Raw genomic sequence first — 13,299 nt, 5'->3', positions numbered from 1 at the left:
CGCACCCGAATTTACCGCGCGTCCGGGCCAGCCCACAAAAGGGCTTAAATACGGATGCTCTCCATGCTGTCTCCGCTTCGCCAGACCGACCTTACGCCAACTGTGGCCCCGTTCGGCTTCACGGGTCCATGCCTGCGTCACGCTCGCGACGAGGAGGTGTTCGCCGAAGGCGACACCGCCGACTATGTCTATCAGGTGATCTCGGGCTCGGTCCGCACCTGCCGGACCCTGCGCGACGGCCGGCGGCAGATCGACGAGTTCCATTTCGCCGGCGACTATTTCGGGCTTGAGGCGGGGGAGCTGCACAGGGTCACCGCCGAGGCTATGACCGACACCACCGTGCGGATGGTCCGTCTAGGCGTGCTGAGCGACTTGGCTGCCCGAAAGCCGCACGTGGCCCGGGCGCTGTTTCGCCTGACCGTCGAAGGCCTGCAGCGCAGCCAGGACCATGTGCTGATGCTGGGCCGGAAAACAGCGCGCGAGAGGGTTGTCGGCCTGTTGATCGATCTGGCCGATCGCACCGGCGGCGGTGGCGAACTGGATGTTCCGATGTCACGGCAGGACATGGCCGACTATCTGGGCCTGACCATCGAAACGGTGTCGCGCACGCTTACCCAGTTGCAGGCCGACGGCGTCATAGCCATCCCGACCACGCGCCACATCGTGTTGTGCGACGGCGTGGCCCTTCGGCGGCTGGCGAATTAGCCGCCCTCGTCGCTGCGTTCGAGACTGGCCAGGGTGGCTTCTTCCTGCGGGTCGGCGTCACTGACCTTGCGCAGGGCCGCCTGGCGAAGGGTATAGACCAGCAGACCCGCCAGTATGACGGCGTTAAGTGCGAACGGACCCCAGCCGATCCAGCGGTAGAGCATCACAAACAGCGGGCCGAACACGACATTGAGGCCGTTGATGGCCGCGATCGCCCCGGCGGCGCCGGCCTGGTCCTTGGCCCCCACCGCCAGCGAGGCGCCGGCGGTGAAACCCGGTCGCGCGAAGCCATAGCCCAGATTGGAGATGGCGAAACCGATGGCCACGGCGGCGTAGTCCGGCGCGAAGGCCACAATCACGTTGCCCACCACCGCCGCGCCGGCGCCCCAGCGCATCAGGTCGCGCGGGCGCATGGAGAACATCCGGATCAGGCCCCATTGGGCCAGCAAGCCGGCGACCGCGCCCGCCGCCATGGCCAGGGTGATGTAGCCCTGGGCCTGCATCGGCGGCAGGCCCAGCTTGTCGATGATCAGGAACCCCAGGGTCTGGGACTGGGCGGTCTGGCATGAGGCGACCAGAAAGCCATAGATCAGGAAGGGCTTGAGACGCGGGTCCTTCCACAGTCCCGCCCCCTCGCCCTTGAAGATGAAGCCAAAGCCCCGACGCGGCGGCGTTTCGCCGCGGCCGGGCTTGAAGGTCTCGGGCAGGCCGCGCTGCACGACCACCAGCATGACCCCCGCCAGTACGGCGAAGGCGAACATCGGCCCGGCCAAACCCACAATGGGGAGAACAAACAGCGGCGCCAGCAGCGGCCCGACCACCGTGCCCAGACCAAAGGCTCCGGCCAGGGTGGCCATGCTCTGGGTGCGATCCTCACGGCTGGTGCGCTCGGCCATATAGGCCTGGGTGGCGGGGTTCGAGGCCGAGCCGAACAGTCCAAACAGCGCCCGCGCCATGAGGAACAGCACGAAGATCACCATGGGCGTAGCGACATGGTGCAGGCCGGCGCCGACCACGATGGCGCAAAGGGTCATGGAGACGCAAAATCCCGCCAAACCCAGCAGAATTAGGGGCTTGCGGCCGTGCAGGTCGGACTGCCTGGCCCAGAATGGCGAGCTGACCGCCCACAAAACGGCCGACAGCGAGAAGATCGCCGCCACCAGAACATCGGGAATGCCGATCTGTCTTCCGATGGCCGGCAGCACCGACCACATGCCGCTATTGCCCATGGCCGAGACCACGGAAACCCCGAAGAGGATCGCGAACGCGCCCCGGTTGCTCCGGGCGTCTTGTGTGGCGTTGGACATCAAACGACTGTTAGGCTGCTCGCCGCCAGGGTGCAACTCGATCAGGCCCCGCATCCGGGAACCTTGGATTAATCAATAACCGGGATGATGCCGGATCAATTCTCGGGGTCAGCCTTCCGTCATGTTCCAGATCATTGGCATCGTGCTGCTCTTCGCCCTGGTCTTTGGCAGCTACATCATCTCCGGCGGCAAGATGGACGTGATCCTGCACGCCGCGCCGCACGAGCTGATGGCCATCGGCGGCGCCGGTATAGCGGCCTACCTGATCGCCAACTCCATGACGGTGATCAAGGGCACAGGCCCCGCCTTCGGCAAGATCTTCGGCGGCCCCAAGTGGAAGGCTTCCGACTACCGCGACTTGCTGGCCCTGCTGTTCCTGCTGACCAAGACGATGAAGTCCAAGGGCGTCATCGCTCTGGAAAGCCACATCGAAAAGCCCCACGACAGCACGATCTTCTCGCGCTATCCCAAAATCACCAAGGACCACTTCGCCGTCGACTTCATCTGCGACACCCTGCGGATGATGACCATGAACCTGGAAGATCCCCACCAGGTCGAGGACGCGATGGAGAAGCAGCTCGAAAAGCACCATCACGAGGCCCACGGCCCCGCCCACGCCCTGACGCAACTGTCCGACGGCCTGCCCGCCCTGGGCATCGTCGCCGCCGTGCTGGGCGTCATCAAGACCATGGGCTCGATCACCGAGCCGCCGGCCGTACTGGGCGGCATGATCGGCGGCGCCCTGGTCGGCACCTTCATGGGCGTGTTCATGGCCTATGGCCTGGTCGGCCCCATGGCGACCCGTCTGGCCGCCGTGATCGACGAGGATCACGCCTTCTACAAGATCATCCAGGCGGTGCTCGTCGCCCACCTGCATGGCAACGCCGCTCAGATCTCGGTCGAGATCGGTCGCGGCAACGTGCCCAGCACAGCACAGCCCAGCTTCCTGGAGCTGGAAGAAGCCCTGTCGCAGATCCCCAACGAGGCCTGATCGGACTCGTGAAGTCCGTCGCGCCGGAGTCTGTCGTCGAAGTAATCACGGGCGCGTGACCTGACGCTTGCACGCCCGTTCGAACCGGTATTCCCTGCCAGTCGAAGACGTCGCCTGGAACAGCGAGCGACGTTCCAGAACAACAGCCGCAAGGGATTTCCCATGAGCACCACCGTTCTTCGCACGCTTCTCATCGCCGGCGTCGCCGTATCGGCCCTCTCGCTCGCCGCCTGCGGCAAGAAGGAAGAAGGCCACGACGCCTCGACCGCCGCCGCCGAGGCCGCCGCTGCGGGCGCCAGCACGGTGACCGACGCCGCCGCCGCTCAGGACCAGGCCACCGCCGACGCCAACAAGGCCGCCGCCGACGCCGCCGCCGCTCCCGCCGCCGAAGGCGACGACGCCGTGACGGCCGCCGAGGCTCCGGCTTCCGCTCCTGCCCCTGCGGCCAAGACGCCCGCCCAGACCCCGGCTCCGCCCGCACACTAAGCCTACGCTCTCCCAGCGAAATCGAAGGGGCTCCCCACCTGGGCGGCCCCTTTTTCGTGTCCGCTTGACAGAACAGCGGCTCGCGCCGCTCTAGCGAGCCCATGATCGACCCCTCGCCAGAAGACGCCTCGCCCCTCGTCTGGAACGAAGACGGCCTGCCGCGCTCGCGGCTGTACGGCGACGTCTATTTCTCCAGCGCCGACGGTCTGGCCGAGACCCGCGCGGTGTTCCTGACCGGCTGCGGCATGCCCGAGAGCTTCGCGGATCGCGACCAGCTGGTGGTCGGCGAACTGGGCTTTGGCACCGGCCTGAACATCGCCGCCCTGCTGGACCTGTGGCGCCGCGAAGCGCCGCGACAAGCGCGGCTGCACATCTTCTCGGTCGAGGCCCATCCGATCAGCCGAGAAGACGCCGCCCGCGCCCTGGCCGTCTGGCCCGAGCTGGGCGAGGCCGCCCAGGTTTTGCTGGACCACTGGCCCGGTCAGGCGTGCGGCTTCCATCGCGTGGACCTGCCGGGCTTTCGCGCCACCCTGGACTTGGCGGTCATGGACGTGGGTCAGGCCCTGGAAAGCTGGGACGGCGCGGCCGACGCCTGGTTCCTCGACGGCTTCTCGCCCGCCCTCAATCCGGCGATGTGGAGCGAAGACATCCTGGCCGCCGTCGCCGCCCGTTCGGCCCCCGGCGCGCGTGCGGCGACCTTCACGGTGGCCGGGGCGGTGCGGCGAGGCCTGCAGGCGGCGGGCTTCGAGATCGCCAAGCGCCCGGGGTTTGGACGCAAGAAGGATCGGCTGGAGGCTTGGTTGCCCGGCGAGCCGCACGCTCCGACCCGCCCCGCCAGCCTGGCCATTATTGGCGGCGGGATCGCCGCCGCCGCTCTGGCGCGCGCCGCGCGGGCACAGGACCTGAACGTCATGGTCATCGACGCCGACGAAGCCCCCGCCTCGGGCAACCCCGCCGCCCTCGTCACCCCTGCCCTCGATGCCGGCGGCGGTCCCCGCGCCGCGTTTCCAGCCCAGGCTTTCGCGCGCGCTGTCCAGCTCTATGAGGCCCTGCCCGGAGCCGTGATCGCGCGCGGGGTCCTGCAACTGGCCCAGACCCGGCAGGTCGCCGACCGCTTCGCCGTCGTCGCGGGACAGGACATCTTCGAGCCGGGCTCCATGACCCTGCTGGCCTCGGCGACCGACCGGCTGGGCGAGCCGGTCGGCGCAGCCCTCTCCATGGCCAGAGCCCTTGTGATCGAGCCACACAGGGTGCTGGACGCCTGGCGGGGCGAGGCCATCGCAGCCCGGGTGCATACCCTGGAACGCTGCACCGACGGCTGGCGTCTTCTGGACGAAGCCGGCGGCGAGATCGTTCGCGCCGACGCCGTGGTGGTCGCGGCCGGCGCGGGATTGGGCGGCCTGCTGCCGAGCCTTGGTTATCGACCGGTGCGCGGCCAGGCCAGCTGGGCGCCCCTGACCGAAGGACCAGGCCGGACCCCGGCGGCGTTCGGCGGCTACGCCATACCGACCCGCGACGGCCTGCTGTTTGGCGCCACCCACGACCGCGGCGTGCTCAACACCGACGAGCGGCCCGAGGATCACGCCCGCAATCTGGAAGCCCTGGCCAAGGGACTGCCGGAACTGGCGTCGCGCTTGAGCCAGGCCGGCCTGTCCGGCCGCGCCGCCATACGGGTGACGACGGCCGATCACCTGCCGCTGGCCGGCAAGCTGGACGAGGGCCTGTTTGTGCTTGGCGGCCTAGGGTCGCGGGGGTTCTGTCTGGCGCCCTTGCTGGCCGAACACGTGGTGGCCCTGGCGACAGGGACGCCTTCGCCGCTCCCGCGCGAATTGTCGCGGTTGGCGGCGCCGGGTCGTTTTGACTCGCCCGTGGCGGGCGCCGGTATATGATCAATCCCGGAATTAGGTAACGAAGTCAGCGTGATCGAGCTTTCGTCTGGCCGGTCTGGCCTTGACGAAGGGTGTCTGTCCCCGAAGACGGCGCCCGGGTACATGAGGCCGACACCCCCAAAGGTCGGCCCATGACGGCGGCCTCTTTGCCCTCAAGGCCGTCGACGGTGACGCTCCCGACGCCCAATCGGGAGCGTCTTTCGTTCTGAGGTCTGGCACAAAAGAAAAGGGCCCGACCTTTCGGTCGAGCCCCAATCTGCTTGTCTGACGTCGATCTTAGAAGTTGATCGAGATCGTCGAACGACGGTTCAGCGGTTCCTTGACACCATCGCCAGTGGCGACGGCAGGAGCGCTTTCGCCCTTCCAGTCGACAGCCACGGCGGTCGCGGCGACACCCATACCCACCAGGCCATCGGCGACGGCCTTGGCGCGGCGCTCCGACAGACGGGCATTATAGCGGTCCGAACCCGACGTATCGGTGTGACCCGTGATCGTCAGCTTGGTGGCCATGCCGGCCTTGGCGTATTCAGCGGCCTGCTGGACCACCGACTGGGCTTCCGGCGTCAGGACGTACTGATCGAACGGGAAGTAGACCACGAACTCGCGCGCTTCATACGCAGCCGGGGCAGGCGGCGGGGGAGGTGGCGGGGGCGCAGGCGGCTCAGGCGGCATCGGGGGCGGCGGGGGCGGCGGGGGCGGGGGCGGGGGCGCACCGAAGGTGTAGCGCACGCCCAAGGTCACCGAAGCGTCCTTGTACTTGCCTTCATAGATGCCGGTGTCGGTGATCGAGCCAACGCCAGGACCAGCGTTCCGCGTCACTTGACCCCACTTGAGGTCCTTGGTGGCCAGATAGCGGCCCGTCAGGTCCATGCTCCAGTTGGGGGCGAAGTCCCAGGCCAGGCCAAGCAGACCTTGATAAGCGAAGGCCTGATCAACGTCGTCGAAGCTTGCGTTCTGGAACGGCGCGCCGCCGGCCGGAACGCCGCTCAGCTGACCATAGACCTTGTTGTGCACCCAAGCGACGCCGGCGCCCGCGCCGATGAAGGGATGGATGCTGGATTCCGGCATGATGTCATAGATGACATTGGCCATGAGGGTGGTGGCCTTCATCTCTCCGTTCGGCTCGCCGCACTTGGGCGAGGCGGCGGTGCGGATCGGGCCGGCGGTGCAGAGACCGATCGGCTGAGCGCCGGAAAGGCCCGAACCCCGGACGCCGTCGATATCAGCGCCGCGGTAGCCGTATTCGCCTTCAACCCGCCAATTGGGCGAAAACTTGTAACCCAGACGGCCAAAGGCAGCCCAGTCTTCCTTCTGGGAGAAGTCCCAGTTGTAACCCTTGGAAGACGTCGCCTTGACGTCCTTGGGCATGTGGTAGCCGACATCGCCGGCAACGTACCAACCGCTCGTCGCGCTTTGGGCAGACGCGCCAGTGGCGGCGCAAAGCGCGACCACCGCGACGCCGGCCAACAATTGGAATCTCATGGTTTGCACCCTCGTTAGAATTGTCGTGGAGCCGACCCAGAGACGGACCCGACAGGACAAACGCAGCAGTAGCGAATTCGTATGTGGCAAAAGTGCCACATTTGAGAAAAGAGACGTTCCTGACTTGGAACAGCGGTCCGCAGGCTCCGCGGGTTCAGGACACGCCGGGCCTGCGCCAGATCAGGGCGCTGACTACGGAGGTCGCAGACCGCTGTCCCGACAAATTTGTCTTGGAAAGGAATGGTGGACGCGACGAGGATTGAACCTGTGCCCTACTCGATGTCAACGAGGTGTGGCCGACCTGCCAAATCGAAGTCCCGTAGCGACTGGGCATGGCCGCTCGTCACCTTCTCGCTGACCATCCAGCAGCACCGCAGGTCCGGTCCGGCGATCTTGAAGAAACTCCTGGGCAAAAGCAACTCCCGCCCCTTGACGAGATCAAACCCTTCACGCCCGACGTCCTGACCAAGCGTGTCGCGGCCATGTTCAACCCCAAGCCATAGGCGCCAAGCGCCGGCCGCATCCGCGGCGCTCCGCGCCAGCGCATCTGCGGGGAAGCTATCCAAGCTTCTCGGGTGGGATTTCAGCCATTCCGCGCGATGCTCTAGCTTCGCGCCACTGCCGCTAGCGCCGCCGCCAATTCGGCCAGCTCACGCTCGACGAAACCCTTCCCCGCGTGGGCGCGCTCGTCGATTCGGCCCGCTAACGCGCCCAAGGCTTCATAGCCGAACATGCCGGCGACCCCCGCGATGCGATGGATGGTGCGCGGCAGTTCGGAGGCCGCCGGACCCTCTTGGACCACGAGAAGATCCTCGGCGCAGCGCGCGATGAACTTGGCCCGCAAGGGCGCGAGAGGATCGGTCATGCGCCGGCCACGATTGAGCGAATGTCCGCGGCAAGCGTCATCGGATCGAACGGCTTGGCAATCACCCCGATCGCCCCACGAGCAATGAAGGCGGCGCGCTCCTGTGGCTGGGCCCGTGCGGTGATGAAGACGGCAGGGGTATTTTCGAGCCCCGCGACATCTCGGAGCCTATCCAAAGTGGTGGGACCGTCCATGTCAGGCATCATCACGTCCAGCAGGATCAACTGCGGGCGCCACGGGTCGCTCGCCAGAGCGTCCAGCGCGGCCGCTCCCGACGAATGGACGCGCAATTCTATTTCCGGGTCGAGTTCAAAGGCGAACGCGGCCACCTCGCGAATATCAGGCTCGTCGTCGACATACATCAGCTTCAGGCCGGTCATGGCGCTCCCTCCCCAAGCGCGCGGCCGGCCAGCAATTGAACCCGCTCGCTCAGCTCTTTCAGGGTCGCACGCGACTTGGTCAACACGGCGTCGACCGAGTCGGTAAGCTGCCCGTCGTCCAGGCTCTGGGCGGTGAACACGATGACCGGCACGGGCGGTCGCCCCGGCTTGCGAAGATCAGGCAGCAGATCCAGCCCCGAGCCGTCACCCAGGGCCACGTCGAGGATAGCCAGCTGAGGAGAGCTATTGCGCAGGATGCGCCGAGCGCTCTTCAGGCTGTCGGCGGCGATGATGTCGCAATGATCGCAGAGCGCGGTGGCGACGATCTGCCGAACGTCGGGATCGTCCTCGACATGTAAAACCAGCAGGCGCGCCAACTCGCCGCGACGCGCATTGGCCAGGCCCGCCCTGAGCCGCTCGATATCGACGGGCTTTTGAAGCCAGTCGAGCAGGTCCAGACTCTGGGGAGAAGCGGCCTCGCCCGACACGATCAACACCGGCAAGCTACGGGTCTCGGGTCGAGACCTCAGCCGCTTCAGCAGGTCAAGGCCGTGGCCGTCCGGCAGGCGCAGATCTAGGAGCATGGCGATATAGCGGATCGGCTCGCGCAGCGCCGCATCGGCCGCCGCCAGCGTACCGACGACCGTGGCGTCGAGCCCCAGCTCGGCCGTCATTTCCGAAAGCACCGTCGCAGCGTCGGCGTCGTCTTCGCAGATCAGGATCTGTCGTCGTTCCGACGCTTGGGAAGGGTCCGTGTCGAACAACGGCAAATCGACATGGAAGGTCGCGCCTTCACCGGGAGGGGAATCAAAGAAGATTCGCCCGCCGTGCCGCTCGACGATCTCGCGACAGATGGCCAATCCCAGGCCCGTTCCGCCGAGCCGTCGGGTATCGGACCCATCGGCCTGGGCGAACTTCGAGAAGATCCGCTGGCGGAAGCTCTCCGGCACGCCCGGTCCCCGGTCCTGCACGCTCAACCGCGCCCGCCCGCCCTCGCGGCGGGAGACGCTGATCTCGACCGTCTCCCCCTTTGGCGAAAACTTGGCGGCGTTGGACAAGAGGTTGGTCAGCACCTGGATCAGGCGGTCAGCATCCCCCCGAACGGTGAGGGGCTCCGGCGCGGTCAACACCATCTCCACGCCAAGCTCGGCGGCCAGGCCCTGCATGGCGTCAAGGGCGCCCCGCGCCAGCTCGGCGACATCCATCGCCTCCATGGCGAAGGTCATCTGGCCAGATTCGATCTTCTCGATGTCGAGGATGTCATTGATCAATCGCACCAGGCGCTGGGAGTTGGCGTGGGCGATCCCCACCAACCGCCCCGCCCGCTCGGACAGATCGCCCCCGGCTCCCCCCGCCAACAACCCCAGGGAGCCGGCGATAGAGGTCAGGGGTGTTCGCAGTTCGTGGCTCACGGTAGAGACGAATTCGGACTTCATCTGCTCGATGCGCCGACGCTCGCTCATGTCGCGAACGGCGGCGACCACATAGGCGCCGCTGGCGAGATCAAAGCGTCCGAGCGAGACTTCCGCCGGGAAGGTCGAGCCATCCCTCCGCCGCGCCAGAAACTCGCGGGTCAGGCCCTCACGCAGGTCGTGTCCGTCGCCTAAGCGGTCGAGAAACAGCCGGCCATCCTGGGGGATGTCGAACAGCATCGAGGCGTCACGGCCGATCGTGTCGATCGGCCCGTAGCCAAACATCGCCTGCCCAGCGCGATTTAGGCTCTCAACCGTGCCGGAACGGTTGAAGGTCAAGAGCCCATCCTGGGCGCTGTCGAAGATCGCCGTCATTCGGGCGGCGTTGAGCTCGACCTTCTTGAGAAGGCGTTGACGCCCCCTGCCCTGCAACAGGATCAGCACGAAGGCCCCAAGCAACAGCAGGGCAAGGCTCAGGAACAGTGTCAGGGTAAGATGTTCGGTCGCGCGCGTTCGCTCGGCGTCGGCGACGATGCGCTCGGAAAGGGCCTGCGTCTCGGCGCTGGACATCCGCCCCATACGCAGGCGCAGATCGTCCATGATCTGCTTGCCGATCCCGTCGCCGACCATGACCCGGGCGGCGACCGCGCCACGCGTGTCGCGCGTGGCGATCGTCTCGCGCATATAAGCCAGCTTGGCGCCGATCTGGGCGTCGATCGCGTCAAGCTCGGCAAGCTCGGCCCGATCGGCGCCGGGGTGTTCGAGTTCGCTTTCCTGCAGCTTCCGCAGCCGGCTCCGTTCCTGGCCCAGGGCGCCTAGGGCGTGGGTATACGGCTCCAGGAAACGCTTCTGGCCGGTGATGACATAGCCGCGCTGACCGGTTTCGGCGTCCTGGATCAGCGAGAACACCGTCTGCATCTGCAACCGCTCCTCGTAGGAGTGGTTGACGGCGGCGCGAAGTTCTCGCCCGCGATCAAACTCCCGCCGAATTTCCAACGCCATCGTCAGCAACAGAAGCGGCACGACGATCAGTCCCACCACGGCGGGCAACCGCAAACCCTTGGTGACCGGCGAATGGGAAGGCGGGACTAACGACATCAAGCAGTTCCCAATGGCAAGCGAAGCTCGGGCGCAAGCGCTATGCCTTTAGTCGCACGCTCGTCATTTAAGATGTCAACGCTAACAAAGCGTGGGCGCCCGGCGCCGACGTGTCCGGCGGGTTCTGGCCAATCCTTTTGAAGCTCAAACGCTGTCCCGCCTTGCGATCGCGCGCTCCTGCGACCTAGCGCCGCGCCCCCCATTGTTGCGTTCCAGGCAAGCCCCGCTAGCGTGGCCTGTGACGCCAACGCTGCTGGTCAAGCGGCAATTGCGGCTCGCGGTCGAAACGCCGCCCTCGCCTCAGCCTCGCCCCGACTAGGCAGATCTGAATCCCTTGCGGGTCATCGAGCCCCAACCTTGAGCGCCGGTCATGAACTGCCAAAGTCCGCGAAGCCTCCACAGGTTGTTGATCTGGCGATAGCCGAAGTTTTCCAGCACCGCCGCGCCCATCAGGATCAGCAGGCTCTTGGCGTTGGGAAAACGACGAAGCTCGACCTCTTCCAACGCCAGGGCGCCTACACTGATCACCACGCCAAAGCCGAAGGTCACCGCGAGCATCGCCAAGAGGTAGTCGAGCGACAGGAGACCTAACAGCCAGAAGGCCGGGATCAGCACATAGCCGAAAGCCTCGATGATTGGCCCAAGCACGTCAACGAGGAGAATGTGCCCAAAGCCGATGATACCGACACGCCCGTAGCGGGGGTTGAGGATCATGTCGCGGTGGCGAAAGATGGTCTCCATCGCCCCGCGATGCCAGCGGGCCCGCTGCCGCGCCAGCACCGACCAGCTTTCCGGCGCTTCGGTCCAGCACACGGGTTCGGGCGTGAAGGCGATCCGATAGGGTTTGCCGAGCCGTCGGAAGTGCTTGTGGAGCTTGACCACCAGCTCCATGTCTTCACCGACCGTACCGTGGCTGTAGCCGCCGACGTCGAGCACGGCCTGGCGCCGAAAAAGCCCGAACGCGCCGGAAATGATTGTCAGGGCGTCGAGCTTGCTCCAGGCCAGCCGCGCCATCAGAAATGCGCGGAGGTATTCAACGGTCTGAAGCAGGGCGAGAAGATTGCGAGGCGCGCCAACCTCGACCACGCGGCCATGGGATATCTTGCAGCCGTTGGCGATGCGGATCGTGCCCCCCACCGCTACGGTGCGCTCGGGGTCCTCCACGAACGGCCGCACGGCGCGCAGCAAGGCGTCAGGCTCCAGCAGCGAGTCGGCGTCCATCGAACAGACGATCGGCGCGCGCGACAGGTTCAGGGCCGCATTGAGGGCGTCGGACTTGCCGCCGTTTTCCTTGTCGACCACGAGCAGTTTGGGCTGCTTGGCTCCACTGTACAGCCCGCGGATGGGCGCGCAGGCGGCGGTCAAGTGATAGTGACGCTGGGTCGGGGTCAGCTCGAAGGCGTCGATCAGGACCTGAAGGGTCTCATCCTTGGACCCGTCATTGACGACGACCACCTCGAAGTTTGGATATTGCAGCGCCAGCAGTGAACGAATGCTCTCGACGATGGTCAGCGCTTCGTTATAGGCCGGGGCCATCAGGGTGATAGGCGGGGCGGCATCGGCGAAACGACGCCAAAGCACCGTCGGCGTGCCGATCGAGGGGTTCTGTGACAGGGCCCGGGCCGCCAGCACGAGCTGCAACAGATAGAGCGTGTTCTGCAGCAAGCCCGTGACGATGACGGCCCAGGCGATGCTTTGCGCGACCTGGATCACCCCATGCGCCAGTGCGTGCAGTCCATTCATCGCGCGGCTTGCTCAGCAAGGGCCGATTCGGCCGCTCGGTGCGCCAAGGGGCGCTCACCGCTTGCGGTGCGATTCAGCAGGAACAACCCCTCCCCGCCCAGCGCCACAAGGGCTTCGCCAGCACGGAACCGCACCCACCACTCCGGATCGCCCAGCAGTAGATCCAAGTCATGGACCAATCGCGAGAAGCCGGCGAGCCCCGCCGCTTCCGCCGCCACCGAACGAACGACCCAGCGTTCGTCCTGCATGGCTCGTCCTATCGCCGCCTCTCCAGCAGGATGCTGCAGTCGGCCCAGGGCCCGCACTGCGGCGGTGCGCACTTCCTGATCATCATCTCCGGCCGCCAGGATCAGGGATGGCAATACCTGGTAGTCCCCACTCAATCCCAAGGCGTCGATTGCCAGGGTGCGGAGCACGGGACTGAGGTCGCCGCGTTCCAGCGCCTGGACAGTCGCCTCGGGCGCCGCCGCCGTGATCTGGCGGACCAGCTCGGCATACAGCTTGGAAGGCGTCAGCTCTCCAGAAACCGCGTAATCCAGAAGCCGACCGATGCTGGGCGCATAGCCGGCGTCCGCCAGGGCCTTGACGGCGACCATGCGCACCTCGGGACGGGACGAGCCAATCGCGTTTCGCATCGCAATGCGCGCCTCCTCGCCGCCCAGAGCCGCCAGAGCTTCCAACACCGTCAGCCGCCCCATTCGCGAATCGCACTCGAGGCGGTCAGCCAGCACCCTGACCAAGCCCAATTCACGCAACGCGCCCAGCACGCGGTCTTGATCGGATCCTCGGATCAGTCCCTGGAATTCAAGCAGGGTTTCGGCCATCAGCCTGGCCCGCCCGATATAGGGGCGCAGCTTGTCAGCGGCGCCCGGCGCCTCGCACAAAAGGCCCGACAGCCCGTCGGTCACAGCCCGTCGGTCAGCCGCGCGCCGCGCGCCGCC

General features: G+C 66.4%; 12 protein-coding genes. 4 read left to right on the top strand and 8 right to left on the bottom strand.

Annotated features, from left to right (window positions below; genetic code table 11):
• Window positions 1–63: 63 nt before the first annotated feature.
• Window positions 64–705, top strand: coding sequence for a helix-turn-helix domain-containing protein (locus tag ACP69S_RS10180; protein ID WP_425996827.1), 642 nt, complete (start codon window positions 64–66; stop codon window positions 703–705).
• On the opposite strand, the gene ACP69S_RS10175 is transcribed toward ACP69S_RS10180, so the two are convergent.
• A complete protein-coding gene (locus ACP69S_RS10175) occupies window positions 702–2,012 on the bottom strand; it encodes an MFS transporter (protein ID WP_425996825.1) in 1,311 nt (436 codons plus the stop codon). The genes ACP69S_RS10180 and ACP69S_RS10175 overlap by 4 nt on opposite strands.
• Before the next feature lie 121 nt (window positions 2,013–2,133).
• Here ACP69S_RS10175 and motA point away from each other — a divergent pair, with 121 nt between their 5' ends.
• The 3 genes from motA (at window position 2,134) to mnmD (ending at window position 5,378) form a co-directional block, all read left to right on the top strand.
• Window positions 2,134–3,003, top strand: a complete 870-nt coding sequence (gene motA / locus ACP69S_RS10170) for a flagellar motor stator protein MotA (RefSeq protein ID WP_425996823.1) — start codon at window positions 2,134–2,136, stop codon at window positions 3,001–3,003.
• 162 nt (window positions 3,004–3,165) lie between these two features.
• Entirely contained in the window at window positions 3,166–3,489 is a 324-nt protein-coding gene (locus tag ACP69S_RS10165; protein WP_425996822.1) for a hypothetical protein, read from the top strand.
• A gap of 101 nt (window positions 3,490–3,590) precedes the next feature.
• Window positions 3,591–5,378 carry a tRNA (5-methylaminomethyl-2-thiouridine)(34)-methyltransferase MnmD gene (gene mnmD, locus ACP69S_RS10160; RefSeq protein WP_425996820.1) on the top strand — a complete coding sequence of 596 codons (1,788 nt, stop codon included), beginning with the start codon at window positions 3,591–3,593 and terminating at the stop codon, window positions 5,376–5,378.
• A 276-nt stretch (window positions 5,379–5,654) separates the two neighbouring features.
• Here the strand turns inward: mnmD and ACP69S_RS10155 are convergent, their stop codons facing one another.
• The 7 genes from ACP69S_RS10155 to ACP69S_RS10125 form a co-directional block, all read right to left on the bottom strand.
• A complete protein-coding gene (locus tag ACP69S_RS10155) occupies window positions 5,655–6,860 on the bottom strand; it encodes an OmpA family protein (protein WP_425996819.1) in 1,206 nt (401 codons plus the stop codon).
• 272 nt (window positions 6,861–7,132) lie between these two features.
• Entirely contained in the window at window positions 7,133–7,426 is a 294-nt protein-coding gene (locus tag ACP69S_RS10150; protein WP_425996817.1) for a hypothetical protein, read from the bottom strand.
• A 38-nt stretch (window positions 7,427–7,464) separates the two neighbouring features.
• Window positions 7,465–7,725, bottom strand: coding sequence for an Hpt domain-containing protein (locus tag ACP69S_RS10145; protein WP_425996815.1), 261 nt, complete (start codon window positions 7,723–7,725; stop codon window positions 7,465–7,467).
• On the bottom strand, window positions 7,722–8,105 hold the full coding sequence (locus ACP69S_RS10140; protein WP_425996813.1) for a response regulator: 384 nt from the start codon (window positions 8,103–8,105) through the stop codon (window positions 7,722–7,724). Before ACP69S_RS10140 ends, ACP69S_RS10145 begins: the two co-directional genes overlap by 4 nt.
• A complete protein-coding gene (locus tag ACP69S_RS10135; RefSeq protein WP_425996811.1) occupies window positions 8,102–10,615 on the bottom strand; it encodes an ATP-binding protein in 2,514 nt (837 codons plus the stop codon). Before ACP69S_RS10135 ends, ACP69S_RS10140 begins: the two co-directional genes overlap by 4 nt.
• Before the next feature lie 315 nt (window positions 10,616–10,930).
• Entirely contained in the window at window positions 10,931–12,358 is a 1,428-nt protein-coding gene (locus tag ACP69S_RS10130; protein WP_425996809.1) for a glycosyltransferase family 2 protein, read from the bottom strand.
• Window positions 12,355–13,266 carry a HEAT repeat domain-containing protein gene (locus ACP69S_RS10125; protein ID WP_425996807.1) on the bottom strand — a complete coding sequence of 304 codons (912 nt, stop codon included), beginning with the start codon at window positions 13,264–13,266 and terminating at the stop codon, window positions 12,355–12,357. The genes ACP69S_RS10130 and ACP69S_RS10125 overlap by 4 nt, the downstream gene beginning before the upstream one ends.
• Window positions 13,267–13,299: the final 33 nt, after the last annotated feature.

This window comes from Caulobacter sp. DWR1-3-2b1, assembly GCF_049895765.1.
In the GTDB taxonomy this organism is placed as follows: domain Bacteria; phylum Pseudomonadota; class Alphaproteobacteria; order Caulobacterales; family Caulobacteraceae; genus Caulobacter.
The sequence above is the reverse complement of the archived record's forward strand: the minus strand, read 5'-3'. Positions and strand labels throughout refer to the sequence as shown.